General features: G+C 62.4%; 35 protein-coding genes and 2 pseudogenes. 17 read left to right on the forward strand and 20 right to left on the reverse strand.

Annotated elements, in window-relative coordinates; all coding sequences use genetic code 11:
- Nucleotides 1–9: 9 nt before the first annotated feature.
- The 3 genes from ACYG9Y_RS15560 to ACYG9Y_RS15570 form a co-directional block, all read right to left on the reverse strand.
- Nucleotides 10–492, reverse strand: coding sequence for an acyltransferase family protein (locus tag ACYG9Y_RS15560; RefSeq protein ID WP_245271276.1), 483 nt, complete (start codon nt 490–492; stop codon nt 10–12).
- Nucleotides 493–796: 304 nt separating this feature from the next.
- On the reverse strand, nt 797–991 hold the full coding sequence (locus ACYG9Y_RS15565) for a hypothetical protein (RefSeq protein WP_156033718.1): 195 nt from the start codon (nt 989–991) through the stop codon (nt 797–799).
- Entirely contained in the window at nt 933–1,460 is a 528-nt protein-coding gene (locus ACYG9Y_RS15570) for a hypothetical protein (RefSeq protein WP_023740007.1), read from the reverse strand. Before ACYG9Y_RS15570 ends, ACYG9Y_RS15565 begins: the two co-directional genes overlap by 59 nt.
- 148 nt (nt 1,461–1,608) lie before the next feature.
- Here ACYG9Y_RS15570 and ACYG9Y_RS15575 point away from each other — a divergent pair, with 148 nt between their 5' ends.
- Nucleotides 1,609–2,028, forward strand: coding sequence for a hypothetical protein (locus ACYG9Y_RS15575; protein WP_156929835.1), 420 nt, complete (start codon nt 1,609–1,611; stop codon nt 2,026–2,028).
- Nucleotides 2,029–2,115: 87 nt separating this feature from the next.
- Here the strand turns inward: ACYG9Y_RS15575 and ACYG9Y_RS15580 are convergent, their stop codons facing one another.
- The 6 genes and pseudogenes from ACYG9Y_RS15580 to ACYG9Y_RS15605 all read right to left on the reverse strand — a co-directional run bounded on the left by ACYG9Y_RS15580 (nt 2,116) and on the right by ACYG9Y_RS15605 (nt 5,679).
- Complete coding sequence (locus ACYG9Y_RS15580) at nt 2,116–2,328, reverse strand: hypothetical protein (protein WP_156929836.1); 213 nt, start codon at nt 2,326–2,328, stop codon at nt 2,116–2,118.
- A gap of 134 nt (nt 2,329–2,462) precedes the next feature.
- Nucleotides 2,463–2,807: a hypothetical protein gene (locus ACYG9Y_RS15585; RefSeq protein WP_245260491.1), complete on the reverse strand. Its 345-nt coding sequence runs from the start codon at nt 2,805–2,807 to the stop codon at nt 2,463–2,465.
- A 466-nt stretch (nt 2,808–3,273) separates the two neighbouring features.
- Entirely contained in the window at nt 3,274–4,029 is a 756-nt protein-coding gene (locus tag ACYG9Y_RS15590) for a phage terminase large subunit family protein (protein ID WP_084014387.1), read from the reverse strand.
- Nucleotides 4,030–4,276: 247 nt separating this feature from the next.
- Nucleotides 4,277–4,948 (reverse strand): annotated as a pseudogene (locus ACYG9Y_RS15595) (terminase large subunit domain-containing protein); the annotation flags it as partial.
- A complete protein-coding gene (locus tag ACYG9Y_RS15600) occupies nt 4,875–5,261 on the reverse strand; it encodes a hypothetical protein (protein WP_023740013.1) in 387 nt (128 codons plus the stop codon). The pseudogene ACYG9Y_RS15595 and the gene ACYG9Y_RS15600, both read right to left, overlap by 74 nt.
- Nucleotides 5,254–5,679 carry a hypothetical protein gene (locus ACYG9Y_RS15605; protein ID WP_023740014.1) on the reverse strand — a complete coding sequence of 142 codons (426 nt, stop codon included), beginning with the start codon at nt 5,677–5,679 and terminating at the stop codon, nt 5,254–5,256. Before ACYG9Y_RS15605 ends, ACYG9Y_RS15600 begins: the two co-directional genes overlap by 8 nt.
- A 464-nt stretch (nt 5,680–6,143) precedes the next feature.
- Between ACYG9Y_RS15605 and ACYG9Y_RS15610 the strand changes: the two genes are divergently transcribed.
- Nucleotides 6,144–6,839, forward strand: a complete 696-nt coding sequence (locus ACYG9Y_RS15610; RefSeq protein WP_023740015.1) for an IS1595 family transposase — start codon at nt 6,144–6,146, stop codon at nt 6,837–6,839.
- A gap of 44 nt (nt 6,840–6,883) precedes the next feature.
- Here ACYG9Y_RS15610 and ACYG9Y_RS15615 read toward each other — a convergent pair whose 3' ends face one another.
- The 3 genes from ACYG9Y_RS15615 to ACYG9Y_RS15625 are packed head-to-tail and all read right to left on the reverse strand — an operon-like array spanning nt 6,884 to nt 7,926.
- Nucleotides 6,884–7,252 carry a hypothetical protein gene (locus tag ACYG9Y_RS15615; protein ID WP_023749530.1) on the reverse strand — a complete coding sequence of 123 codons (369 nt, stop codon included), beginning with the start codon at nt 7,250–7,252 and terminating at the stop codon, nt 6,884–6,886.
- A gap of 13 nt (nt 7,253–7,265) precedes the next feature.
- The gene (locus ACYG9Y_RS15620; protein ID WP_023819037.1) at nt 7,266–7,724 is read right to left on the reverse strand and encodes a Panacea domain-containing protein; all 459 of its coding nucleotides are present in this window, start codon (nt 7,722–7,724) and stop codon (nt 7,266–7,268) included.
- 37 nt (nt 7,725–7,761) lie between these two features.
- Nucleotides 7,762–7,926, reverse strand: a complete 165-nt coding sequence (locus ACYG9Y_RS15625) for a hypothetical protein (protein WP_023740018.1) — start codon at nt 7,924–7,926, stop codon at nt 7,762–7,764.
- Here ACYG9Y_RS15625 and ACYG9Y_RS15630 point away from each other — a divergent pair.
- From ACYG9Y_RS15630 to ACYG9Y_RS15655, 6 genes are all read left to right on the forward strand, one after another.
- Nucleotides 7,926–8,453, forward strand: coding sequence for a hypothetical protein (locus ACYG9Y_RS15630; RefSeq protein ID WP_023740019.1), 528 nt, complete (start codon nt 7,926–7,928; stop codon nt 8,451–8,453). The two genes, ACYG9Y_RS15625 and ACYG9Y_RS15630, sit on opposite strands and share 1 nt — an antisense overlap.
- A 197-nt stretch (nt 8,454–8,650) precedes the next feature.
- Nucleotides 8,651–9,502 carry a class I SAM-dependent methyltransferase gene (locus ACYG9Y_RS15635; protein WP_023749532.1) on the forward strand — a complete coding sequence of 284 codons (852 nt, stop codon included), beginning with the start codon at nt 8,651–8,653 and terminating at the stop codon, nt 9,500–9,502.
- Nucleotides 9,503–9,707: 205 nt separating this feature from the next.
- Nucleotides 9,708–10,151 (forward strand): Ros/MucR family transcriptional regulator, encoded by a 444-nt coding sequence (locus tag ACYG9Y_RS15640; RefSeq protein ID WP_023671447.1) that lies wholly within the window; start codon nt 9,708–9,710, stop codon nt 10,149–10,151.
- Between the two features lie 42 nt (nt 10,152–10,193).
- Nucleotides 10,194–10,388: a hypothetical protein gene (locus ACYG9Y_RS15645; protein ID WP_023689866.1), complete on the forward strand. Its 195-nt coding sequence runs from the start codon at nt 10,194–10,196 to the stop codon at nt 10,386–10,388.
- 114 nt (nt 10,389–10,502) lie between these two features.
- Nucleotides 10,503–10,772, forward strand: coding sequence for a hypothetical protein (locus ACYG9Y_RS15650; protein ID WP_023740021.1), 270 nt, complete (start codon nt 10,503–10,505; stop codon nt 10,770–10,772).
- Between the two features lie 93 nt (nt 10,773–10,865).
- The gene (locus tag ACYG9Y_RS15655) at nt 10,866–11,171 is read left to right on the forward strand and encodes a hypothetical protein (RefSeq protein WP_023671444.1); all 306 of its coding nucleotides are present in this window, start codon (nt 10,866–10,868) and stop codon (nt 11,169–11,171) included.
- Nucleotides 11,172–11,193: 22 nt separating this feature from the next.
- Here the strand turns inward: ACYG9Y_RS15655 and ACYG9Y_RS15660 are convergent, their stop codons facing one another.
- Nucleotides 11,194–11,607, reverse strand: a complete 414-nt coding sequence (locus tag ACYG9Y_RS15660; protein ID WP_023693743.1) for a DoxX family protein — start codon at nt 11,605–11,607, stop codon at nt 11,194–11,196.
- Nucleotides 11,608–11,750: 143 nt separating this feature from the next.
- A complete protein-coding gene (locus tag ACYG9Y_RS15665; RefSeq protein WP_023747791.1) occupies nt 11,751–12,224 on the reverse strand; it encodes an Lrp/AsnC family transcriptional regulator in 474 nt (157 codons plus the stop codon).
- A 114-nt stretch (nt 12,225–12,338) separates the two neighbouring features.
- On the opposite strand from ACYG9Y_RS15665, the gene ACYG9Y_RS15670 reads away from it, so the two are divergent.
- Together ACYG9Y_RS15670 and ACYG9Y_RS15675 are read left to right on the forward strand one after the other, a co-directional pair.
- On the forward strand, nt 12,339–12,896 hold the full coding sequence (locus ACYG9Y_RS15670) for an RBBP9/YdeN family alpha/beta hydrolase (protein ID WP_023740024.1): 558 nt from the start codon (nt 12,339–12,341) through the stop codon (nt 12,894–12,896).
- A gap of 83 nt (nt 12,897–12,979) precedes the next feature.
- A complete protein-coding gene (locus ACYG9Y_RS15675; RefSeq protein ID WP_023740025.1) occupies nt 12,980–13,345 on the forward strand; it encodes a VOC family protein in 366 nt (121 codons plus the stop codon).
- Here the strand turns inward: ACYG9Y_RS15675 and ACYG9Y_RS15680 are convergent.
- Nucleotides 13,342–13,506, reverse strand: a complete 165-nt coding sequence (locus ACYG9Y_RS15680; protein WP_023671439.1) for a hypothetical protein — start codon at nt 13,504–13,506, stop codon at nt 13,342–13,344. The two genes, ACYG9Y_RS15675 and ACYG9Y_RS15680, sit on opposite strands and share 4 nt — an antisense overlap.
- 88 nt (nt 13,507–13,594) lie before the next feature.
- A pseudogene (locus tag ACYG9Y_RS15685) lies at nt 13,595–13,750 on the reverse strand (short-chain dehydrogenase); the annotation flags it as partial.
- 142 nt (nt 13,751–13,892) lie between these two features.
- On the opposite strand from ACYG9Y_RS15685, the gene ACYG9Y_RS15690 reads away from it, so the two are divergent.
- Complete coding sequence (locus ACYG9Y_RS15690; RefSeq protein WP_023671438.1) at nt 13,893–14,069, forward strand: hypothetical protein; 177 nt, start codon at nt 13,893–13,895, stop codon at nt 14,067–14,069.
- Between the two features lie 113 nt (nt 14,070–14,182).
- Nucleotides 14,183–14,476 carry a DUF982 domain-containing protein gene (locus tag ACYG9Y_RS15695; protein WP_023685943.1) on the forward strand — a complete coding sequence of 98 codons (294 nt, stop codon included), beginning with the start codon at nt 14,183–14,185 and terminating at the stop codon, nt 14,474–14,476.
- Between the two features lie 49 nt (nt 14,477–14,525).
- Here the strand turns inward: ACYG9Y_RS15695 and ACYG9Y_RS15700 are convergent, their stop codons facing one another.
- Nucleotides 14,526–15,245 (reverse strand): Crp/Fnr family transcriptional regulator, encoded by a 720-nt coding sequence (locus ACYG9Y_RS15700; RefSeq protein WP_023671436.1) that lies wholly within the window; start codon nt 15,243–15,245, stop codon nt 14,526–14,528.
- A 284-nt stretch (nt 15,246–15,529) separates the two neighbouring features.
- Here ACYG9Y_RS15700 and ACYG9Y_RS15705 point away from each other — a divergent pair, with 284 nt between their 5' ends.
- Together ACYG9Y_RS15705 and ACYG9Y_RS15710 are read left to right on the forward strand one after the other, a co-directional pair.
- Nucleotides 15,530–15,760: a DUF6894 family protein gene (locus tag ACYG9Y_RS15705; protein ID WP_023671435.1), complete on the forward strand. Its 231-nt coding sequence runs from the start codon at nt 15,530–15,532 to the stop codon at nt 15,758–15,760.
- 106 nt (nt 15,761–15,866) lie between these two features.
- Nucleotides 15,867–16,367: a hypothetical protein gene (locus ACYG9Y_RS15710; RefSeq protein ID WP_023685942.1), complete on the forward strand. Its 501-nt coding sequence runs from the start codon at nt 15,867–15,869 to the stop codon at nt 16,365–16,367.
- A gap of 37 nt (nt 16,368–16,404) precedes the next feature.
- On the opposite strand, the gene ACYG9Y_RS15715 is transcribed toward ACYG9Y_RS15710, so the two are convergent.
- From ACYG9Y_RS15715 to ACYG9Y_RS15725, 3 genes are all read right to left on the reverse strand, one after another.
- Entirely contained in the window at nt 16,405–18,519 is a 2,115-nt protein-coding gene (locus ACYG9Y_RS15715) for an EAL domain-containing protein (protein ID WP_023740027.1), read from the reverse strand.
- A gap of 145 nt (nt 18,520–18,664) precedes the next feature.
- Nucleotides 18,665–19,222 carry an RNA polymerase sigma factor gene (locus ACYG9Y_RS15720; RefSeq protein ID WP_023693751.1) on the reverse strand — a complete coding sequence of 186 codons (558 nt, stop codon included), beginning with the start codon at nt 19,220–19,222 and terminating at the stop codon, nt 18,665–18,667.
- A 151-nt stretch (nt 19,223–19,373) separates the two neighbouring features.
- The gene (locus ACYG9Y_RS15725) at nt 19,374–19,763 is read right to left on the reverse strand and encodes a DUF427 domain-containing protein (RefSeq protein ID WP_023740028.1); all 390 of its coding nucleotides are present in this window, start codon (nt 19,761–19,763) and stop codon (nt 19,374–19,376) included.
- 817 nt (nt 19,764–20,580) lie between these two features.
- Here ACYG9Y_RS15725 and ACYG9Y_RS15730 point away from each other — a divergent pair.
- From ACYG9Y_RS15730 to ACYG9Y_RS15740, 3 genes are read left to right on the forward strand one after another with little or no spacing between them, the layout of a single operon-like run.
- Entirely contained in the window at nt 20,581–21,072 is a 492-nt protein-coding gene (locus ACYG9Y_RS15730) for a Csu type fimbrial protein (protein WP_023671429.1), read from the forward strand.
- Between the two features lie 27 nt (nt 21,073–21,099).
- Complete coding sequence (locus ACYG9Y_RS15735) at nt 21,100–21,822, forward strand: fimbrial biogenesis chaperone (protein WP_031215130.1); 723 nt, start codon at nt 21,100–21,102, stop codon at nt 21,820–21,822.
- Nucleotides 21,794–24,217, forward strand: a complete 2,424-nt coding sequence (locus tag ACYG9Y_RS15740; protein ID WP_352460556.1) for a fimbria/pilus outer membrane usher protein — start codon at nt 21,794–21,796, stop codon at nt 24,215–24,217. Before ACYG9Y_RS15735 ends, ACYG9Y_RS15740 begins: the two co-directional genes overlap by 29 nt.
- The last annotated feature ends 8 nt before the right edge of the window (nt 24,218–24,225 follow it).

Consider the following 24,225-nt stretch of genomic DNA (forward strand, 5'->3'; position numbering starts at 1 on the left):
AGGCTCCAGTCAGGCAGCGGGCGTGCGATAGGCGAGGTTCGGCACCAGCCCAAACAGGAACGTGAGATGAGCGACGATGTTTTTCAGGCTGCCGTCGAGGTAGCGTTCCGGCGCCTGGTGCGATCTGGAGAGGAAATCGTCGATGATGATCCTGCAATCGTAGAGATAGGGGCCAAGCGCCAGCGCCAGGAAAAGCATGACATAGAACAGCGGCGCGATCCTGAAATAGCGGCGCGTCCAGAATTTCAGCCAGGTTTCCGGTCTTTGCCAAGGCTCCTTTTCCTGGCGCAGCTGATAGTGGAACACCATCAGGAAGCCGGACAGCATGATGAACAGGTCGACGCCGAGATCCGGCTCGCCGACGATCGGAATTTGCCAGCCGGTCAAAAGCATGCAGTGCCCGACCAGCACCCAGATCGCCGCAAGCGCGCGAAGCCCGTCCAGGCATTCGATCCGCGACGACTTGATGATGCTGGTTTCGTAGCTAGCCATGTTGCACTGCAGCATGGCGCCTGAGGAGCGATTGTCAAGCCGCTGAGAGATGACGAATTGCTACACCCTCCCCCTTGTGGGGAGGGTCGGCGAGTTCGCTTTGCAAAGCAAAGCGAGGGAGACGGGTGCAGCGCAGACCCCACCCCGTAGGCTGAACCGCACGTACCGTGCGGCTCAGCCTACGACCCTCCCCACAAGGGGGAGGGTAAGATGCGTCACCTCCGCTTCACCAGCCTGGCATGCCGTCGCCAGTACCACCACGCCAGCACGCGCTTGCTGAAACTGCGTTTCATCGCGGTCATGGTCATACCCCCAGCAGAACGCGGCGCTGGCCGGTGAGGTCGCCGGGCGCGAGGTCGGTTTTCACCGTCGCCGCCGTGCCCTGGCGCTGTTCGAGTTCAGTCCGCAGGGCTGCCTCGCGCGCCTGCACGTCCTTGTCTTCAATGGTCGGGGTCGGTGGCAGCGGCTTCAGCGCCGGCGGCTTTTGAAAGAGACACATGGTTCCAGCCTTCTCTTGTCCAGTCGTAGAGGAAAAAATCTTCGCCGTTGCGGCCATATCCAGGCAACCGGCAGCGTTGGGTGGCGCCGAGCCGGCCGAACCAGCGCAGAGCCAGTTCGTTGGCGGCAAGCGCCCGCGCCTCGACCCGCCAAGCGCCCCGCGCCGCGACCTGCGGCCCGAGCACGGCGTGGAAGTGCGCAGTGATGCCGGGCACACAGCGCTTCATGCGGCGCGTGCCCCAGCTCCAGGCGATCCACAGCCCGCCGCGCTGTTCGGCAGCGCCAAAGCCGGCCTCCGGATTGCCGTCTAGCTCGGCAACATAGGCAAAGCCCTGCAGCGCGGTGACCGCCAGCAGGGCCGGCGACCAATGGTCAAGCTGGCAGTCGATCTCGGCCCGGTCCTCGGCACGCAGATTGGCGGCGATGTAGGAGAGATCGCGCAGCGTGGCGGGAATGATGCGGACGGCCATGGATATCCCATCCCGCGCGAGGCAGCGTTGCGAAGACCCTCGGAATCCTGCCATCAAAGGCGTCGGAAGATGACGTCGATGCTTTCGCAGCGCTTGCCACAACCATAACAGGGCTATAACGTTCGAAATACAACCATAGGAGGTATCGTTGCGATCGCTCATTCTCGCCGCGATGGCGGTGTTTGCGTTGCCATTTGGCGCGGCTCAGTCGGACGACGTGGATAAGACGGACACTCTGTGGCAAAGCTGCCCAAAGGGCGTGCTCTTCAAGGAACTCGAGTCGGGGATTGTCGTGACCGTCATCAGACAAGGTTCCGGTAAAGCCGCCTTCACGGCGGATAAGAAGCTTTTGCAGCCGGCCACGGCGGCGGAGCTGGTGACGAAAGAGGGCGACCACGGATTTATCAGTGGTCCGATGCCTTCCTATATGTTTGCGGTAGGTCCGGATACAGTCAAGAACTTCAATTGGAGGTCCGCTGAAACTTACCCAGATGCATTCTATACCGTTCGGGACGATGAAGGCGTCGAACCACTACTAAATTTTGTTGATGTTGGCTGCGCGCCGTAGCTGAACGGATGATGATTGTTTTCACAATAAAGGACACCGCCTAATAAAGAGGTGGCCCTTTCTGAGCGGCACCGATATCGATCTATTTTACGGCCAAGCTGAATAGTAATCCTCTGGTAAATTTGTACCAAATTTTCCCGGAAGGAACCGCAGCAAATCGGGAGGCGTACCATGCAAATGAAGACCACGCTTCATTTTTAATTTCAGTAACCACTTAAGACCAGATTCGTCTGCATAATCTGGATTACCATAGCTAAGATTATCATCAACCGATGACGGCTCGCCTGATGCACGCTGCATTAGGTATTCGTCAACTATCCTCTATGCTTTAGGAAAACGTGGGTCGCCGATGGGTACTTGATCGATGTCGGATCGATTATGCTTAGACCTGGAGGTCGGACCATTAACGTCTGAGAATTGATCCTTGCTGTTTACTACGCTTTCAATGCTGTAGCCTCAATCCGTGTCTTTGCCGTGCTATCCCGCCACGCGGCTTCGGCCTGCAACTTGCCCTGCGGGTCGAGGCCCATCTTGTCGAGAACATCGAGGCCGCGCCGGCGAGCGGCGTTAAAAGCCACAGTGTCGTTGGGATTGCTTTGAGCGATGGCGTCAAGCTCGGCGCGCTGGACCCCGGACCATTGGTTCTGTTCATAATCCTTGCGCCGCTGGAGTTGCCGCTGCGCCATGCGCACCGCGCCTGCCATGCGCATCGCCTCCTTCTGCTTGGCAAAGTTGGCGCGTTGGCTTTCGGGCATGCTCGGCAAGACCTCGCCGAACATCTTGTCGAACAGACCTGGGCTTCACCGCTCGGCCGTCATACGGGTCCAGCTGGCCGTACATGGCCTCGTGCATGCCCGCGCCGTCGGCCGGCGCCTTCGCCGCCAGCTCGTCTTCGGCCAACGCGATCCGGCCGTTGATTGGCGGCGTGCGATCTCGGCGTCGAAGGCCTCCTGTCGCTCTGTCATCTTCCGGTAGTGCTCGGCCAGTGCGGAAAGCTCGTCGCCAAAACCCTGCATGGCGCCGCCGATGGGCGACCCTTGCGGATACTGCACTGCGTTCCCCGTATCGAGCCGTCGCCGACCAACGGAGAGTGGGATGATGTGTACCATTGTTGGCTGCTCCCTGGCTTTGAACAAAGGCGCGCAGCGCTGGCGACCACAGCAGGGCCGGGCCACACGCGTTCGCCCGCCCGCCTCGCGGGCTTTGTCGGATCGAAGACTTGGAAAGATCGAGGGCGCTTGCCCCTCACCGAAACGCCCCCAGCGGATCACTCTGCCCGGTCGTCCGCCTCGCGCTCTTGAACTCCGCGGGATCAACCACCGCTTCCCGCAGCATCATCACGCCATAGCGCGTCGCGGCCATCAAATCGTCGCGCAGTTTCACCACCTTGCCGTCCTTGCGATGGTAAAGCCGAAATTCCTCGAACCAGGGCAGCAGCGACGAGAACACCTTGAAGCGGCCGGACTGCATGCGGTCGAGCATCTCCATCAGCCCGGCCTCCACCGAGACCGAGCCGTCGGCGAAGCGGGCGTGGCCCGACAGCATGTTCAGCCCATGCGCGGAATATTGTCTGGCAAGTGCGGTGCCCGCCCCTTCCAGCGTCTCGCGGCGGCCGTCGCGCGGCCAGGCCCAGGGCAGCCACTCGCCCCACGGCTTCAGGGCCAGTACCTGCATGGCCGGCGTCTGCTGCGACGCCCGCGCCGCCTTGGAGATATAGACGACATCGGCCTCCGTATCCCAGGCCAGCTCGACCGCGGCCGACGGATGGTCCCAGCCGAAATCGAGGGCGCCGATCCGCGGCCAGTAGCGCGGCAGCCGGAAGGGCTCGCAGGCAATCAGCTCCTCGGCAATCGGAAAGATGCGGCCGGAGCCCAGCACCGGAACGCCGCGCGCCCGCGCCTCGCGCTCATGCTCGGGATAGGCGGCAATGATCGCGGCTCGCTCGTCCGGCGAATAATGTTCGGCGTCATCGATGGTCATGAAGGTGACGTGACGGGTCATGGGGCCTGCCGGATTGATTCGGGATGCCGTGATATGGCTTTGTTCGCGCACGATATTTTTGGGCCGGACGCGGCGGGTCTTCCCTTCTCCCCTTGTGGGAGAAGGTGTCGCCGAAGGCGACGGATGAGGGGTGTTCCAGGGAACGCCGACGCGTCACTCCGCTGGAACACCCCTCATCCGTCTCGGCGCTATCGCGCCGATCCACCTTCTCCCACAAGGGGGGAGGAAGAGCGCGCACCTCACCCGACAAAAAACGCAGCACCACGTCACTCATGCCAAGCAGCGGCGTGAACGTCACGATGGTGATGCCGCCGGTGGCGTTGGTGCGGGTCAGGCCTTCGGAATAGATATCGAGCGGCGGCTCCTCGTCGAACCAGACGCCATGCAGGGTTTCGCCCTGCCACTTTTCGCGGCCCTTCTCATAGCTCTTGAACGACAGCACCGATTCATCGGCCTGCACGTCGCCGCCGCCGCCCCAGCGCACCACGATGCTGTCGAGCGCGCCCGGCGCGCCGCGGCCCATCGTGGTCTGGCGGATGGCATCGGCGGGGATCATGCCGGTGCCCCATGCCGCCTGCTGCTGCGGCGGGCCGACCAGCACGCGCTGCGGGTTGTCTCGCGTGCCCTCGCCGGTCACGCCGGCAGCCCATAGCCTGACGGCGGCGTCGAAGGTCTTGCCCTGCCACCACGCGGGATAGCGGCCGGTGAGATGCATGGCCCATTCGGCGCCGCCGGCCCTGGTCTTGCCCAGCTGGTTGCCGGCCATGAACAGACGTTCCCGGTTCTGCGCGCCGGCGGCGTGAAACTGCGCCTGCCTGGGATAAGGCCGGTAGGCGGCAAGCTGGTTAGTCCTGCGCCTGCGGTCCAGCTCCTGCAGCAGCGCCAGATAGTGGCGGCGCGTCTTCAGGCTGGTCGCCAAACGGCCCGAGGACGGCTTCGAGGCCACGGATGCGGCGGCGGATCTCGTCATCGCTCAGGGCTTCCAGATTGTCAGATGAAACATGCAAATCCTTGGCCAGATCCTTGAGCAGCACCGATTGCACGATCTTCAGATACTGGTCGGGCTTGTCGGCCCGGACCGCGGCAATCACGCCGGCGCCATGGGCGCGGAAATCGGCGCGAACCGCGTCGAGGAAATCATCGCCAAGCGTCTTCTTCGTCCGCTTCGGCTTGGCAGCGGCGGCAGTCGCCTTGCGGCCAGGACGAGAACGCGGCGCCGTCCGGTCAGCCATGATCCGAGATCCCGGCGGGCTCGGCGGTCGCTGCCTGCTTCGCCTGCTTTGCCGGCCTTGCCCGCTTGATCTTGCCGGACTTGATCTTGCCGGACTTGCGCCGTGCCGATTTTGGCCCTGACCGTTTTGGGGCGGCCTTGCGGGCTGCATCAGCGGCCGGCGCGTGGCGCTTTCCGGCAGACGCGGCTTTCAGGCTTGAACTGGCGATCGCCCTTGCGTCGTGCGCGCCGCGCGGAAAACCGAAGCCGCCGATGGCATCGACGGGACCGCCGCGAACCATGCCGATCAGCACGCCCGGCACGACCGGCTCGATGCGGCCGATGCGCGCCTGCGGGGCAGCGCCCTCGAACACGCCAATGGCGCTGACGACCTCGCGGCCGTCATCGTCGGTGATGATGGTGGCATAGCGGTTGGACATGGGGGCCTCGCGGATAAGGCAGAATGAACCGAGGATAGCGTTCCTTCACGCCCCCCTCTGTCCTGCCGGACATCTCCCCTCAAGGGGGGAGATTGGCAGCTCCAGGGTCGCGACCAATTTGCAGCGCTGACGATTGGCGAAAGCAAGGCGGCAGTCCGATCTCCCCCCGTGTGGGGGTTGAGGAGTGGTCCGCGCAGCGGACGGAAAGCCAATTGCTTGGCTTTCCGAACGACGAACGTCCGGCAGGCCAGAGGGGGGCTGTCCCGCCGACATCCGATATCCGCACGTTGTGGGCATCAGGAAAACAAAACCCGCCTCGTGGGCGGGTCGGTGGCGCAAATCAGCACCATGGACAAATCATAGCAAAGCTGCCCTCACCCGTCAATACCAATAAGAAATAATTCCTAACTATATACTCGACGTACCAGACGGATTTGCGATAACGAATCCAAGGAGTTATCGCAATGTTCGATCTGACCAACGCCATTTACCACGACGCCGACAAGCCCGCGAGCATTTGGAGGCTATCCATTGGAGCCATGAAGGAAGACGTGAAGTCTTCCGGGCCGCTTGGCGGCGAAGGCAAGACCGTCGAGGCCGACGAGACCTACATCGGCAAGCGTGAGACGCCTCGCGTTTCAGAGCAGCGCAAGGGCCGCCCCTTCACCAAGAAGGGCAAAGGCGGCGGCGCGCATAAGCGCATTGTGGTTGGTCTGGTCGAGCGCGGCGGCAAAGCCCGTATGTTCCATTTGAACGACGCCACGGCCTCTACCGTGCGCGATGTGCTGGTCCGCAACGTGTCTCGCGACACGACGCTCTATACCGACTCGTCGCGCCTCTACACGCGCACTGGCGATGAATATGCATCGCACAAGACGACCAATCACGCCGCTGGCGAATACGTACGCTACGAAGGCGCAGAGACGATCCACTCCAATACGATTGAAGGCGTGTTCTCAGTGTTCAAGCGCGGCATGGTTGGCGTCTACCAGCATTGCGGCGAAGCTCACTTGCACCGCTACCTTGCTGAGTTCGATTTCCGCTACAATCGTCGCACGGCTCTTAAGGTGACTGACACCGAACGCCACGACCAGTTGCTTGCAATGATCGAAGGCAAGCGCCTTACCTATCGGCGGATTGGTGAAGCCGGTCACGCCTAAGCAGAAGGCGCGCCGGTTGATGGCAATTCGAAGTAGTAAGGGCTCTAGCTCGGGGCTTTGAACAGGCCCCGAGCGATCCAGCCCACCAAGCCCACGACAGCCACCGCTGTAGATCCAATAAGAGTGATGACGACCTTATCGTCCAGCTTGAAGGGGCAACTCGGAATTCCCTGTGCGATCAGGATAATCCCTGAGAATGCCGAGAAGACAATTAGGAAGCGGAATGCTTTGTCGGCGTACCCCTGCCTGAGATTTCGGTCGGCCCGCTGGTCAGTCACGCCTTCTTTTAGGCTGTCGATTTGCGTGCGCAGCTTCTCATTTTCCAGCCGCGCCTTCTCGAGCTCGTAAATCGCCTGAGACTCGTCCGTCTCTGCGGGCAACGACTCCACCTCGGCCCTTACCAGAGCCTTCATATCGGCGTCTGGCTTAGCGCTTTTCGGCGAGTCCACTGAAATAGTCCGCAATCACATTGTCTGGAATTACAACGCCGCGACGGCCGGGCTCAAAGACCCTCTCCCAAGGTGTGCCTCGCCGGTGGGTCAGGGATGAGAGCGTTGACGCCGGATAATCCGCATATGCCGCGTAAACTTGCTCCAAAACATCTCGCTCGTTCGGCTCCAAATTCTCGCGTGGGGCGTCAATTGGCTGCGTAACCGGATCAGGCCCCCACGGCGCTAGAGCGCGATACAGAGTGGGGATGACGGGACCAAACTCCCACGCCTGCACCTCGTCGCGGATAAGTGGATGGCGATGAAGAGCCATGTTCCAGCCGTGGGCAAAATAGACCAGCTTTTGAAGCTGCATATTTGAAAGCGCGCGACCGCCATCGCGTCTAGCGCGCTTAATGAACCAATTGGCTATAGCCCGCGAATCAACATATGGCATGGTGCCTCAATATGAGGAGTGCAAGCTAAAAGTCCAATTATTCAGGCTTTTCGGCCTTATTTTCGGACTTTTGCGTCTTCTGGTCTGTCTTATGCTTTTCTTCATGGTGCGATCTGGGCGGCGTCTTCAGCATCCGCTGTACCGTCTCGTTGAAGCGTGTATCGTTGGTTTTGTCGCTATCACGGTTGGCTGATTCTTTCATTGGACCCTATCCAGCGAGAAGATTTTGAACGCGCCATCGGCAAGTTAGCCATCAATTGGGCTGCTGCCGAACACGGGTTCGACCACTGCATTTCTATCCTATTTTATGAGAAAGGCGCTAGCTCGCTAGTTACTACATTGCCCCTGAATGCGCGGGCAAAAATCCGATTCTTCCAAAAGGCGATCAAAGCAATACCAGAGCTTGCTGGGGCCGTTCCACGGGCTGAGGAGCTTGCGAACGCTGCCTTCAGAATCCTGGATGATAGAAACTGGTGCATCCACGGGACGGCATCCATGATTGGCGGCACGCTCTTCGAGCAACCCTTCAATCTGTCGCGCTTCGAACGACCAGCCATGGAATCCATAGAACACAAGGAGGTCACCATGGGTTTCATCCATGTGACCAGCGAATCATGCGCCAAACTAACGCTGGCTTTGGCTGTGTTCATGTTCAGGAAGTTCGGTCTGTTCACTGAGAACGAGGTCGAGGATGCGCTTCGCGGTGTCCGCGAAGATATCACCTTCTAGCTCCGCGTCCCTGCCTCTATTTGCGCTTTCAGATCAGTGCCGGCCTGTCGGCTCGAATCATAGGACATATTCCCATACTTTCTCAAGTATATAATTAGGAACTAATTCCTACTTCGGTCAAAGCCGCGTCTTGGCGCGGCCGCGCATTGCGCAAGGGCAGCATCGATGGGATGCTGGGTCTCGTCGGAGAGCGCACAATGAGCGATGTGACCAGTCACTATGGCAGCGGCGGCATCGTCGAGCGCATCCTGGCGGCTGTGCCGGATGCCAAGGCCGGCGGCCTCGCGGCCAAACAACTCTATCCGTTCGACCAGCTTCATGGCCGCGAGCTGATCGCCACGCAGGACCATGCCGCGCGTCTTACCCCCTCCGCCACCGATCGGGTTCTGGACATCGGCAGCGGCATTGGCGGCCCGGCCCGGTTTCTGGCCGAGACCTATGGATGCAGCGTCGACGGCGTCGACCTGACGCAGGCGTTCGTCGAGGCATCCCGCCGATTGACCGAGCTCTGCGGCCTAGGCGACAAAGTGCGTTTCCATGAGGCCGATGCGACAAGGCTGCCTTTTGCAGACGACACATTCGACGCGGCAATCTGCTTCTATGTCGGCATGAATATCGCTGACAAGGCGGCGGTCATTGGGCAAGCGTGGCGCGTGCTGAAGCCGAAAGCCAGGCTTGTCTGGACCGAGGCGGTGCTAGCGGACGGCGAGCCTTACTATCCCTTGCCTTGGGCGGTGTCGTCGGCGGCCAGCCATCTTGTCGACGGCGAGACCCTGAAGGCTCTGTTTGCTTCAGCCGGATTCCGGGTCGACGATGTCATCGACGAAACCGGCGATCACGTCGAGCTGGCGTTGAAACGGGCAAATTCCGGCCTCGTGCCCTCGCCCGCCCAGCAGCAGGCCAATGAGATCGTGCTCGGCGCCGAGTTCGTGCGTCGGCGAAAAAACTACATAAGCAGCCTGAGCGAGGGAAAACTCGCGTCACTGGCCGTTATTGTTTCCAAGCCGCATGAAAACCCGCCTCGGCGGCGGGTTGCTGGCGCAAATTAGCACCATGAACAAATCGTAGCATAGCTGCCCTCACCGGTCAAGATATTTCAGGAAAGAATTCCTACATCGACATCGACCGGAGACTCGGTGATGTTAGCGCTACCACATCCGGCGTCAAGTCATATGCATATGTTCTAAAGTGCCATGCCGTCGGCGGATGTTGTCTGATAATTTGCCCTTTGGCATCAAGGGGGCAAAAGAAGCCATGTCTGAGGACAAAATCCGAAATATAAATCTGACCGCCGACATCGTCGCGGCATTCGTGCGCAACAATTCAGTGCCTCCGGATAGCCTGCCGGCGTTGATCGAGAGCGTCAATGCAGCGCTCGCGGCCGTGGACAATCCCGTTGCTCCGCCGCAACCCGCGCCTGAGCCCGCGGTCAACCGCAAGCGCTCGGTAACGCCGAATTTCATTTACTGCCTCGAGGATGGCAAGAAGTTCAGGTCGCTGCGGCGTCATCTCGGCTCCGCCCATGGCATGACGCCGGAAGCCTATCGCGCCAAATGGGACCTGCCCGGTGACTATCCGATGACGGCGCCCAGCTACGCCGCCAAACGCTCGGAGCTGGCAAAGGAGTTCGGGCTCGGCATCAGGACACCCGAGGCCCCGGCCGCCAAGGCGCCGGCCAAGAGCAAGACCAAGGCGTAAAGGCACGCCCCCTCCGTGCCGTACGCCTGCTGGAGGACGATCGTGGTGGCCGGAGAGCCCAATGACGTTCGCGTGGAACGTGTCGACCGCCGCCAATGGGCGGTGCTGGTTGCCGAGAATGGCACGGTGACCCAGCATCTGTTCATGGCCCAGGAAGCGGCCGAGGAGTTTGCCGACGGCGAGCGGACAAGGCTCGGCCTTCCCGCCAGGCCGCCGGCGGCGGATCCGCTGGCCTGAACAGTCCTTCGACCGGCTGCAGGATACAAGACGCAGCCTTCGACAGGCCGTCTAGCGACTGGTCATTAGCTGGCTCTTATGGAATCATTCCACTCCAACTCGGGGGAGAGCGGGATGGACAAACCAGCCATGGCATCCGTGTTCAGGATGCGGCAAGCGCCAGCCACTGTTTCGGGCGTTCGCAGCGTCGGCCAAGGCCAGGCCGATCCGGTCATCGGCAGAAGGCCGCTCGGCGAGGCGATCCGCTTCGTCATCGACGCCCATCCCCATTACGACATCAGCGGCGTTTCGATCGCCTATGGCGACGGCTCGGCCCCGCGCCTCGGCAGGCGGGAGGTCAAGGCGCTGTGGGCCGAATATGGCCGCCGCTGGATGGAAGAGTAGCGCAGGCCATCGGCCGACGCCTATCGCTTGCATCCCGTCCGGATCGTAACAGCGGCTCATGCGTTGAGCGTGAGCCAAATGGGAGCAACAGCCATGAACGTCGCCAATCTGCAACTCGAAGGCCTGCTGATGGCCGTCGCCTCGATCAATCAGGTGCTGGTGCGCAAGGGCCTGCTCACGGTGGAGGATATCGACATTGCGCTGCGCAAGGCCGAGGCCATCGAAACCGGCGAGGAGCGGTCCGACGGCATGTCGGAGTCCAACCGCGACGCCGTCAACTTTCCGATCAGACTGCTGGAACTGGCCAATCAATGCCAGCCGGAGGCGGACATGCCGTCCTTCTCGAAACTGGCCCGCATGGTCGGCCAGATGAAGGAACCCTACAACGACCAGATGTGAGGCGGTCTGCCGACGCGGGGCCTCACCCTCGGCCAAGTTTCGAGGCAAGCACGCTGCCCGGTCCATGCACGGCGGCAAACAGCAGGCCGGCGGCGAACGGGAAATGGGACATGAAGGCGCCGAACTCGGCCTGGTTGCCGGCCCAGTGCGACGGACCGTGGAAGGCAAAGCCTAGGAAGACCACGTAGACGGCGGCGACCACGGCGGCCGGCGTGAAGAACGCTCCGGTCAGCAAGGCGATCACCAGCAGCGTTTCGAGGATCGCGGCGCACCAGGCCAGAAACAGCGGGAACGGGAAGCCGGCGGCGGCGATGTAGCCGGCGGTCATGTTCATATCCATGAACTTGAAGGCTGCCCCCATCGCGAACATGGCGGCCAGGGTCAGGCGGGCGATGAGAATGGCCGCGGTCTGCCATGGCGATTGAACGGCTTCCATGATGTCCTCCAAGGGTTGCAACGGGTTTCGCCCCAAGGACGGGCGCCACGCCGCCGATCCTACACCAGCCCGCGAAATTCTTTCGCGGCAAAGCCGAACCTCGCAAAGGAGGCGCTTGCAATCCTCTTGCCGCGAGTGGCCGCTCAGAGCTTCGCCATCAGCTCCCGCCCCAGCCGCTTCGGCGGCTCGGCCCGAAGCACCACATTGGTCGTCACCGCGCCGTAGCGGCCGATGGCGTCGACGATGCTTTCGAGGTCGGGCGGCGACGGCACGACCACCTTGACCAGAAAACAATCCTCGCCGGTCACCCGCAGTACCTCGAGCACCTGCGGCATGGCGGCGAATTTCTTCAGGCAGGTCTGGATGTGCTCATGCGTGGTGCGCAGGCGGATCATGGCCATGGTGCCGAGACCGAGGGCGGTGGGATCGATCGCGGCCCGGTAGCCGGCGATGATGCCGCGCTCCTCCAGCCGCTTCACCCGCTCCGACGTCGCGGGCTGGGACAGGCCGACGCGGCGGCCGAGTTCGGAAATGCCGATGCGGCCATCCTCCTGCATGATCTCGATGATTGCCATGTCGGTGGGGTCGAGCCGTGGCCGGTAATCGCCGTTTGTCATGAACACCTTCAATCCATCGGAATTCTTCGTCGCTTTCCGATGATCTCTCATTCCGCGAACAAGGAGAAGCCCTAGGATTGGGACATCATCTGCGGCGAAGAAACAGGATTTTCCATGACCGACTTCATCATTCTGCCGGGCAGCGGCGGATCGGGCGAGGCCCACTGGCAGACACGCTGGCAACAGGCCGACCCGGCGATGCGCCGCTTCAGCCCGGCAAGCTGGGAGCTGCCGGATTTGGACGACTGGGTGGCGGCGCTGGACGTCGCGGTGTCACAGGCACAGACCCCGCCGGTGCTCGTCGCCCACAGTCTCAGCTGCCTGCTGGTCGCGCATTGGCAGGCGGTGTCGAGCCGTCGGATCGGCGGGGCGTTTCTGGTTGCGGTTCCCGACCCGGCCTCGCCGGTCTATCCCGCTTACGGAATTCCCTTCGCCGATACGCCGCGCGGGCCGCTTCGCTTCCCCTCGCTGATCGTGGCCAGCACCGACGATCCCTATGATCCGAACGGCTATGCCGGTGAGAAAGCCACACAATGGGGCAGCGAACTGCACATCGCCGGGCCGCTTGGTCACATCAACAGCAATAGCGGGCTGGGCGACTGGCCGGCGGGAGTGGAGCTGCTGACGGCCTTCGTGAGAGACAGACAGGCCGACCACGCAATCGCACCGTAGGCGCCCGAAGCGTGCGCCGCGGGCTTGCCCCAGCTTGTCCCGCCAGCTATCTCTCGGGAGGGCGTTTGTGAGGGAGCCTGCGAATGGTGTCCGTCCGATATCTGGTCCGCGATGTCGATCTGTCCATCGCGTTTTATACGAGCCATCTGGGCTTCGCGCTGAAGCAGCAATTCGGTCCGGCGATGGCCATCCTGACGCGCGGCGACCTCTCGCTCTGGCTCGCCGGTCCCTTGGCGTCGGCAGCCAGGCCGATGCCGGACGGCCGGACACCCGAGCCGGGCGGATGGAACCGCTTCGTGCTCGAGGTCGAGCAATTGCCGTCAATAGTGACTGAGATGGGCGAGGCCGGCGTGGGGTTCCGCAACCAGATCGTCGAAGGTCCGGGCGGGCGACAGATTCTTTGTGAAGACCCGTCCGGCAACGTGATCGAGCTGTTCGAGCCCAGCTAGGCTTCGGCCGTCGCCTCGGATTCGGCGCCGGGCTTTGCCTGGCCTTCCCACTGCCGCTCCGCCTCTGCTTTGCGCTTCGGACAATCCTCGTAGTCGTGCTCTCGCGAACCGCAATAGGAGCAGCATTTTGCCGGCGTGTCGGTTCGAAGCATTGTGGCCATGCACAAGAATGCACGAAAATTCATCCGGTTGCAGCAGCGTCCGCGACGTCGCTGCTCGGATGCGTGACCGCCAGCCTGGCGACGCCGCTCAATAGCCGCCGACGATCGGCAGACTCTCGCCGGTGATTAGCTTGAACATTGCGGCCAGGAACACATAGGCCGGCGCGATCTCCTCCGGCTGGGCCGGGCGCTTCACCGGGGTCTTGGCGCCGAACTGCGAGACATCCGCCGCCTGCTTGTCGGACGCGAGACCGGCAGAAGGGTTGGCGGCAGACATTGCGCGCGGCGCGTATTCGTCCGGCCTATATCAAAGTTAAATGCGGATGCTGGGGGTGAGGTGGTAGGTGATCGCGATGGGGGGACTCTCAACGCGCTCGAGGTGTCCCATGGACGTTCGAAATCTGATTGCCAAATTGTCAGCCGCGGTATTGCACCGCCGCGCCGCGTCTTCGCCGATACTGTTCAGGCCGATCCGCAACTCGCTCGCCGACATCCCGTTGAAGCCGGCGCCGCGGCCGCCTTATCGTCCGCATCGGCCGATCTGGCCGGCAAGCAACATGTAGCTCGGCGGGCTGCAACCAGTTTGTGATTTCCTCGTTTATGGCGATCCCGTTTTCAAGGAGGCAAGTGATGAGATCGATCCGGGCGAGGCGCGAATGGTTTGGATGGTGAGCGCATGAGCCGTTTTCTGCCCCTGACGATCAGATTCGTGGACGGCAGCGCGATGACGGTGTCGTCGATCGCCGACGCCAGGAGGGCGCTAGGCGGAACATGGAAGAACAAGCAGACGGCGGCCTACAAGGCGGCCGACAGGCTGGTGGACGACGCGTTGAACGGCATTTGCCGCCCGGACATCGCCTTTGCCGCTTTCCAGAATGCCGCCGCCCAACAGGGCTTGCTGAAGCCGGCCAAGCCAAGTGCCGCCCTTGCCATGCTCGACGAATTGGCGTCGCTGGATGGGCATCGTTGAAAGACCGGCTGACGGATTGCCGGCGATGTCATGGCGAACGGCGGATGGCCTATCTCGGCTCGCGGTTCATGCTGAGATAAGTCGGGTCGAACTCGGCGATTTCCACCAGTTGCTGCCAGTCCAGAATGGTCACCATGTAATTCGCCCAGCCGATCACACCGATCTTGCGCAGCGCGCCGATGACCCGGTTCATGTGGACGACCGAAAGCCCAAGCACATCGGCCAGTTCCGCCTGCGACAGGGGAAGCCGGAAACTCATGCCGTTGGTCTGCTTGACGACCTGGAGCCGCACGAACAGCTCGCACACCAGATGCGCCAGGTGCGACGTCTTGGACCGCCGGCCCATGGCCACGATCCATTCCCGGTGAATGGCGCCATCGACGAGCGTGTCCAGCCACAGCAAGCGGCTCAGATGAGGCGCCTGTTCGGTGATCGTCCTTAGCCGACTGTGGTCGGCGGCGATCACCCGGCATGGCGACAAAGCTATAATGCCATGGTCCATTGTCTTGAGCAGGAAGGCGTGCAAATCGACAAAATCGCCGGGCACCTGCAACGAGGTGAACTGGCGGCCGCCATCCTCCAGCACTTTGTAGCGCGCCGCCAATCCCTCGATGATGAGCGTGCTGTAGCCTGGCCTCGACCCCTCGGAAACGATGTCCTGGCCAGTGGCAAAATCCATCTCGATGGTCATGGCGGCGGCCAGCAGCCCCTTTTCCTGCTCGGACAAAGCGTCATGCTGGCCAAGGTTGAGATAAAGCGGTTCTAGCATCGAGGATCCAGTTCGAGATTTCGTGGACATTCGTGGCCTAGCCAAACGCCGGAGATCGGGTGCGGTTGCAATCGGCCGGCACGGCGACGGCTCCTGGCAGGAAATCTGCTCAGGACACAGTCGCATGGAACCATGGGTGCGGGTTGGGATTTAATCCATGTCGCTCAAAAATGGCCCCGATTTTGAGACAACGACATGCATAAAAACACAGACCTGAAGCGCGTCGCCTGCGTCCTTTCAACCGCGATGCGCCTTAGCGTTCTCACGCAGGGATCCTTGCACACATGGAACGGTTCTACTTCGACTTGTACAACGCCGAGACCCAGATTGATGAAGAGGGGCAGCTTTTTCCCAGCCGGGAGCGTGCGGGAGCCGAAGCGCTGCGCATATTGCACGATGTGGCGCGCGACGAGATTCCGGAGGGCGACCACCGGCGGATCACCGTCAAGATGCTGAACGAGAACAGGGAGCAGATATTCGAAGCGTCGCTGACCATGGCGTCGCTGTGGAGTTGAACTCGTCGACCCTGTCGAGGACTGTATGGAACCTCTTGCCCTCCCCTCTGTTTCCTAAGGAGGGGCCAGCGGCAGAAGCTGCCCGGCTGATTGACTGGAGGCATCTATGTCCTTGCAAAAGCTTCATCCCGAGCAGGTCGACGACACACGCAGGCTTGCCTATTCGACCTTTGCCCCGGCGCTGATCGGTTCGCTCACCAAGCGTCTGGCGCGGTGTCAGGGCGTCAAGGAACTGGGCGCCCTGGAAAAGTCGCTCATCCGGCTGATCGAAGACTCCGATGTCGATGGGCCGCAAGCCGAGGCGATGAAAGAGTTCGCAATCGAGCTGGTGGTGTCGACGATATCGGAAGCCCGCGCTCACCCCGACACCAAGAGCGATGTCGAAGCCGTTGGCGAGCGCCGCGCCGAAGGCCGCTCCGAGAACCCGCAGACGCTCGAGGAGCAGTTGCAATCAGGCCTCGAAGACAGTTTTCCGGCCAGCGATCCGCCCGCCGTCGTCTCGACCGCCATTTCCGGCGGCTCGAAGGACCTTGTCGGTACAGATGAGGTGTTGCGCCGCAAGAAAGAGGCGGCGCAGCGAAAGCAGGAAAAGGCCGACGCCGGTTAGCCGGACAAGTCGCGCGAGCCCGAGGCGATGAGAGCCGTCAGCCGAAGCGCTTTTCCGGCGACTGTCCGCTGGCCGGTGACTGTTCGCCGGCCCGCGTGACGATCGCCTCGAGCGGCTCCGGCCGGTGAAGCAGAAAACCCTGGCCATAGGCCACGCCCATGCCGCGCAGAATGTCGAGCGCTTCCTGCTGCTCGATCTTTTCGGCCACCACCGCGCAGCCGAGACTTTTGGCGATGCCCGCTATGGCCGAGACGATCTCGCGGTCGAAACGGCTTTCCGCGATATTCTCGATGAACGAGCCGTCGATCTTGATCTGATCGACCGGAAAGCGCCGCAAATATTCGAACGAGCTCATGCCGGCGCCGAAATCGTCGAGGCTGACGCGGCATTGCCGCTCGCGCGCCTTGCGCACGAACTGCTCGGCGGCGTCGAAATTGGTGACGGCCGCGGTCTCGGTGATCTCGAAGCCGATGCCGGAATGCGGCGCCCCGGTCTCGGCGATGACGGCGTCGACGAAATCCCATAGCAGCGGATCGCTCAGCGTCTGCGCCGACAGGTTGAAGCCGAGCATGATGGCGCCTGACCGCATCGCCGCGCCATGCTGCGAAAGCGCTGTCCTGATGATCCAGCGGTCCAGCCGCGAGGCAATGCCGAAGCGCTCGGCGACCGGAATGAATTCGTTGGGCGGGATCAGCTTGCCATTGCGCCCGGCAAGCCGCGCCAGCACCTCGACGTGGCGGCTCTCCTGCCAGGGCTGGCCGAGCAGATGGATTTCCTGGCCGAACAGTTTCAGCCGCCCGTCATCCATGGCGTCGACCGTGTCGGCGGCGACACGCGCCGCGTTGAGGCCGCCGGAGCCCGACGCCGCATCGGCCGAAAACACCGCGAAGCGATTGCGCCCGGCCGCCTTGGCGGCATAGCAGGCGTCGTCGGCGCAGGCCAACGCATCGGCAACCGTGGTGGTGGTGTCCTCGACGAAGGCGATGCCGATGCTGGCCGCGAGTTTTCGCGAGGTCGCCGGCAGTCCGAGGTCGGCGTCACGGACCGCCGCAAGAATCGCGCCGGCCAGCGCCTCGGCCTTGGCCGATTGGCAATTGGGCACCAGCAGCGCGAACTCGTCGCCGCCGAGGCGCGCGGCACGCGCCGATGCCGGCAGGCAGCCCAGAATACCGGCGGCCACACCCTTCAGCGCCAGGTCGCCGGCGGCGTGGCCGGCGAAGTCGTTGAGCGCCTTGAAGTAGTCGAGATCGACGTAAAACACCGCCAGCGGCAAAGCCCGCTCGGTGGCGATGTGCACGGCCAGCAGCCGGTCGAAGGCGGCACGGTTCAAGAGGCCCGTCAGCGCATCGTGGTGAGCGGCGTAGGCGAGTTCCCGCTCGCGTTTCTTGTCCTCGGTGATATCGCGCACGGTGCCGAGAATCTGGCCCGCTGTCTCAGGCGCCGCGATGAAGCGCACCAGCGATTCGACATGGCGGATTTCGCCGTCGCGCCTGACGATGCGGTATTGCGCGGCGACGACGCCGTCGGTCGAAAGCGGCGCCAGATGGGCGCGCTCTGCGGCATCCTTGTCGTCGGGGTGCAGATAGGAATGCCAGAGGTCGGCGGCCACCTCGTCGGTGTCGGCGACCAGGCCGAATATCTCCCTGGTGCGGGCGTCCCAATAGCTCTTGTTGGCGTCGATATCGTGATGCCAGATGCCGGTGCCGCTGGCCGCCAGCGCCAGGCGAAAGCGCACATTGACCCGCTCCAGTTCGGCTTCCGCCTCTTTCTGCCGGCTGATGTCGGTCTGTACGCCCATCAGCCTGACCGGCCTGCCCGTCTCGTCACGCTCGACAATGCCGCCGCGGTCCAGCACCCAGATCCAGTGGCCGTCCTTGTGCTTGAGGCGTAGCTCGGTCTCGATCGAGGCGGTCAGGCCGGAAATGTGCCGCTCTCCGCTGGCCAGCGCCCGCTGGCGGTCGTCGGGATGCGTCAGCTTCAGCCAGAGGTCGTCGCTGTTGGCAAGCTCGCCATCCTCATAACCCAGCATGTGCGACCAGGTTGGCGAATAGAAACAGTCGCCGCTCAAAATATCCCAGTCCCATACGCCGAGATGAGCGCGTTCGAGCGCAAGCGCCCAGAATTCGCCGTTGCGTATTTTCTCTTCAGCCATGCCCTGGTTTCGCTCACTCCGTCGCCGCCACTATGCACGCAAGCAGAGAAGAAAGCGTTACCGGGTGCGCCGCGCCCACAGTGCGGACAAGGCCTGCAATCGTGCCGGACCATGCCGTAAGGCGTCATCATGCGATTGGGGCTCGTCATGCCATTGGCGCCCTGATTGGAACCGCCCTGCCCGGGCCTGGCTCGACGATCCTTATCGCGCGGCGGCGCGCATTGTCCTCGAGCAGGCCGCGCAGTTCCTCACGGCCGCGCGCGATGCGCGACATCAGCGTGCCGGCCGGCACGCCGAGCATCTCGGCGGCCTCGGCATAGGAGAAGCCCTCGATGGCGACCATGGTCAGCGCGGCACGGCGGTCGGGGCTGATCGCCTGCAGCGCGTCGATGATCTCGCGGGCCGCGACATTCTCCAGCTGGTCGGCGGGAGAGGCCTGCACCTCGCCGGCCTCCAGCGGCAGCATCGAGGCCTCGCCTCGCCGGTTCACCTTGCGCATCTGGTCGATGAACAGATGATGCATGATCGTGAACAGCCATTTTCGCGGGCTCTCTCCCGTCTGCCAGTTGTCCAGCCGCAGCAGCGCCCGCTCCAGGCAGTCCTGGACGAGATCGTCGGCGGAATCGCGGTCGCGCAGCAGCGAGCGCGCATAGCGGCGCAGGCGCGGGATTTCGTCGAGAATTGCTCTCTGCTTTTCGTCCATGACCTTTTGTCTTCGTTTCGGCATGCCGTTGCCGCAAAACCGCTGCGCCCCCGGGTGAGGACAGCTTTGGCTGATCTGAAAAATTCCTCTGTTCATGCCTGTCGTCGGCTCCAAAAACGCTGGGCACTTTTGGGCGACAGGCATGAGGCGCTCAGCGCGGCGCGGCGTCGATGGTGACCCGGTGTGGGTAGAAGGCGCCGTGGTCGCGAATTTCAGTCATCTCGTCGAAAGGCTGCTCATAGGCCCACATCGCGTCGTTGCCGGTTTCACCCGCCGGCAGCACGTTCCAGTAGCTGGCGTCACCCTTGTAGGGGCACAGCGTCGACCGCTCCGTCTTCTTGAGCTTGCGGAAGTCGATGTCCTCGAACGGGATGTAGAAGGAGAAGGGATGGGGCGGCTCGGTCACCATTTTGGCTTTTGCCGAGGAAGCGATGATGTTGCCGCTTGCAAACACGACGACACGCCCGTTGAAGGGCTCGACGGTGATCACCTTGCCCGGATTGCGCCTGAAGCCGGGTGACGGGTTCGCATGCTGATCCATGACTGCTCTCCTTGTCCGCTGGTGGTTCGATGCCGGTCGACGGCGTCAGCTCTCACTGGTCACTGATGGGCCGGCGACAGCCGTCACGCGCGACAGCTTCTGGCGCTTTTCGAGCTTTGGCTTTTCATAGGTCTTCTTCATCGATCTTCCTTTTCTGACGTCTGGCAGCCGGTCCGCGCGGCTACCGGCCGTACGATCATGGCTCCAAGGGACAACAGGCGCATCTCCCGTCCGGCCGATGCGCCGCCGAAGAAATCGGGGTCAGCGTGGCAAGAATGATTCGCATAGCCGCGATCCGACGGCGGTGGATTTATCTCAGCCGGGACGGCCATGCTTGGGCCGGGCGGAACACGGTTTTGGCGAATGCGGCCCTGTCAGCATGATCGCAAGGCTTGGACAGGCGGGAACAGCCCACCCGCGCGGCTATATGGCGATGGCTGCTTGGCGCCGGTGCACGCCGCGAAATATCGATAATAAAGGACGGCAGGTGAGACTCTACAAAATTAAGATGATTTGCCGGATATTTTCGCCTTTTCCGCACGAGAACTAAAATAAATTATCGACAGACGAACTTTCACTTTGGAAAAATGTCCATTTTATCTCTGTTAACCAAATATTAACCAAAATTATCCGATACATACCGAAGTTATTCGCTGTCGCAATCCGAATCTAAGTTGTAATAATAATTGCACAGTTCGCTTGTGACATTACTGTACCGTTGATGTCTTGCGAAGCATGCAGCGGAGGAGCTGTAGGGGTGAAATCCGGGTCAAGACCGTTTTGCGAAGAACGATCTGCCCCGACGGAGGGCCATCGCATGAGATTGCTAAAATACGCGCTGCTGCTGGGTGGGTCGCTGCTTGCAACCCTTCCCGCGACCTCCACCGTCTTGACCACCAACTTTAACGTGAAGATCACGATCACAAACGAATGCAAGATCCTGACGGCTAGCGATCTTATTTTCGGTTCGCACGGTATCATTGATACCAATGTGGACCAGACCAGCACCATTGGCGTGCAATGCACCGCCGGACAGACCTACGTCGTGGGTCTGGGTCTCGGAAATGGCGCGGGCACAACCGTCGGGAGTCGCAAGATGACCGGGCCGGGCGCAGCGGTGGTCAACTATAGTCTTTACCAGGATGGCGGCCATGCGCAGGTCTGGGGCATCACATCCGGCACCGACACGCAAGCGGGAACCGGCAATGGCAGCGTCCAGAGCCTCACGGTCTACGGGCGCGTTCCGATCCAGCCGACACCGGTGGCGGGCGACTATGCGGACATCGTTCAGGTCACCCTAACCTACTGATTATCGGCACCAATTACGAGGAAGACCATGCGATCCATGCTTTCATGCATTGGCGCCACGGCTCTTTTATTGCTCTGCGCCGGGACGTCACACGCTGCCTCGCTGAGAGTAGCGCCGACAGGCCTCGAACTGATCGCTCCCGACAGCGCGGCGGTTCTCAACCTCGCCAACGATGACGCCAAGCGGCCGATCAATGTGCAGATCCGGGTCTTCGCATGGAGCCAGGCCGGCGGCATCGAAACGCTGACGCCGACCACGGACGTGGTCGCCAGCCCACCATCGACCAAACTCGGACCCAATGCCCAATACGTGGTTCGCGTCGTGCGCGTGTCGAAGGCGCCGGTGCGGGCCGAGGAAAGCTACCGCGTCATCGTCGACGAACTGCCGGACCCCTCACGCAAGAAGGCCGGTACGGTCGCGCTCGCGCTTCGCTATTCGGTGCCGGTGTTTTTCCGCAATGCCGATGCAGCGGCGCCGGCAGTTGCGTGGAGCATTTCGCGCAAGGGCGGCGGCCTTGTGCTGACCGCCAGCAACAGCGGCGAAAGTCGCCTCCGCCTGTCCAACCTATCCCTGACCCAGAACGGCAAGAAGCTTGGCAGCCGAAACGGACTCGTCGGTTATGTCCTGGGCGGCGCCACCATGCAGTGGCCGATCGGCAGCAGCAAATCACTGTCCGCGGGCTCGGTGCTTTTGAAGGCACAGAGCGATCTTGGACCTTTCGATGCCAAAGTTGCCGTCAAGGGCCGCTAGCACCGCGATTGTCGTCGCGCTCGCGACTTTCACACCTTGCCCGGCAGTGAACTCGCAAGAGCTGCCGGCCGTGACGAACCCTGAAGAGCCTGAATCCGTTTTGCCAGCCGGCCGCAGCCTCTATCTGGAGGTGTTCATCAACGACGCCTCGACGAAACTGATCGGCAATTTCACCGAAATGCCGGGCGGCGGCCTGGCGGCGACTCCGGAAGAGCTGAAAGGGGTCGGCCTGAAGCCGCCGGAGGGCGTAGCCGACGCCGGCGGCCTGGTCAGGCTCGACCAGCTGGCGGACGTGTCGTTTCAGGTCGACGAGGCCACGCAGCGCCTCTATGTCACGGCGGCCGATGACAGCCGAGAGGCGCGCATCGTCGATCTCGGCTTACGCTTGCAGGAGGACCGGCCGGCGCCGCAGTCGGGCTTGGGCGCGGTTCTCAACTATTCGCTGTTTGCCAGCTCCAACTCATTGTTCGACAAGGACGTCGAGCTGTTCCAGGGCGTTTCCGGCGGTTTCGATGCGCGCGTGTTCAGCCCCTACGGGACGCTCAGCCAATCCTTCATCGCCGGCTATTCCGACGGCAGGCTGGGTGGCTTCACCCGGCTCAATACGACCTGGAGCTATTCCGACCCCGACCGGCTGATGACCTACCGAGCCGGCGACTTCATCTCCGGCGGATTGTCGTGGACGCGTCCGGTCTATCTCGGCGGTATCCAGGCGCAACGCAACTTCCACCTGCGATCGGACCTGGTGACGCTGCCCCTGCCCTCCTTCGCCGGCACCGCGGCGGTGCCGTCGACGCTGGAGGTCTATACGCAGAACGTGCGCACCTATTCCGGCGACATCCAGCCCGGGCCGTTCCAGGTCACCAACCTGCCGGTGTTCACCGGCGCCGGACAGGCGCAGGTGGTGTTGCGCGACAGCCTCGGCCGCGAGACCACGGCCACCTTGCCATTCTATGCCTCCAGCATGCTGCTGCGCCAGGGACTGCTCGACTTTTCCGTGGAGGCAGGGATGGCGCGGCGCAATTTCGGCATCTCCTCCGACGATTACGACGGCCGCGTCATGGGGGTCGCCACGGCGCGTTACGGCGTGACCGACCGGCTGACATTGGAAGCCCATGCCGAGGGCGGCGCCGACCTGATCAATGGCGGCATAGGCGCTGCCTTCCCGCTCGGGGCATATGGCGCGGCTTCGCTGGCAGTCGCCGGCAGCCATCATGACGGGCGCACCGGTTCGCTGGTCGATGCCAGGGCCGAGTTCGGTTATGACGGCTGGGCGGTCAATGCCCGCATGCAGCGGGCGTTCGGCGGCTATGATGACATCGCTTCGGTGACGGCACAGCCGGTCATACTCGATCCCGATGATTTCACCCGTTTCAGCGCCGGTGTGCCGCGGGCGGTCGACCAGGTGACGCTCAGCGTGCCGATGCCGATCGATTTCTCCAGCCTCAACTTCTCCTATACCCACCTCAAGGATGCCGAAGGCGAGACCAGCCAGATCGTCGGCCTCTCCTATAGTCAGGCGATCTTCAAGCGCAGCACGCTCTATGCCACGGCCTTCGCCGATCTCGACGACGGCGACAGTTATGGCATCTTTGCGGGGATTTCGATCCCGTTCAATGACGACGTCATGGCGTCGACGGGTGTCGAGCATGGGCCTGACGGCCTCAATATCGTGGCCGACCTCGCCAAATCGGAGCGGGCCGAGGACGGCAGCATCGGCTGGCGGCTGCGCACCTCGGAGGGCGAGGTCCCCAATCGTTCGGCAGCGGTCAGCTACCGCGCGCCGTTTGCGCGTTTCGAGGCCGGCGCCCAGCAATTCGACAAGGACTTTCGCGTGACCGGACAGATGGACGGCGCCATTGCGGTCGCAGGCGGCGGTGTGTTCGCCACCAACCGCATCGACGATGCCTTTGCCGTCGTCGATGTCGGCACGCCGGACGTCGAGGTCCTGCATCAGAACCGGCCGGTGGGGAAGACCGACAGCAAAGGCCGCATCCTGGTCACCGGGCTGAATTCCTATGAGCCGAACACGGTGTCGATAGACCCGAAGAACCTGCCCGTCGACGCCGATATTCCGACCACCAAGGAGACTGTCGTTCCGGCCGACCGCAACGGCGTCGTGCTGAAGTTCGGCGTGTCGGAGGCGGCGCAGGCCGCGCTGGTGACGCTGGTCGACCCGAGCGGCACGCCGCTCGAAGCCGGGCTTGCCGGCCGCGTCGACGGCGGCACGGAAGATTTCGTCGTCGGCTATGATGGGCAGGCCTACATCAAGGGCCTCGGCAAGCAGAATGCGGTGGTGGTCGGTCTGGCGGACGGCAGCTCGTGCCGAGCGGATTTCCCGTTCGAAGCGGTGCGAGGCCGGCAAGTGACGATCAAGGATGTGGTGTGCCAATGAAAATCCCA

This window comes from Mesorhizobium sp. W050, from assembly GCF_054719535.1.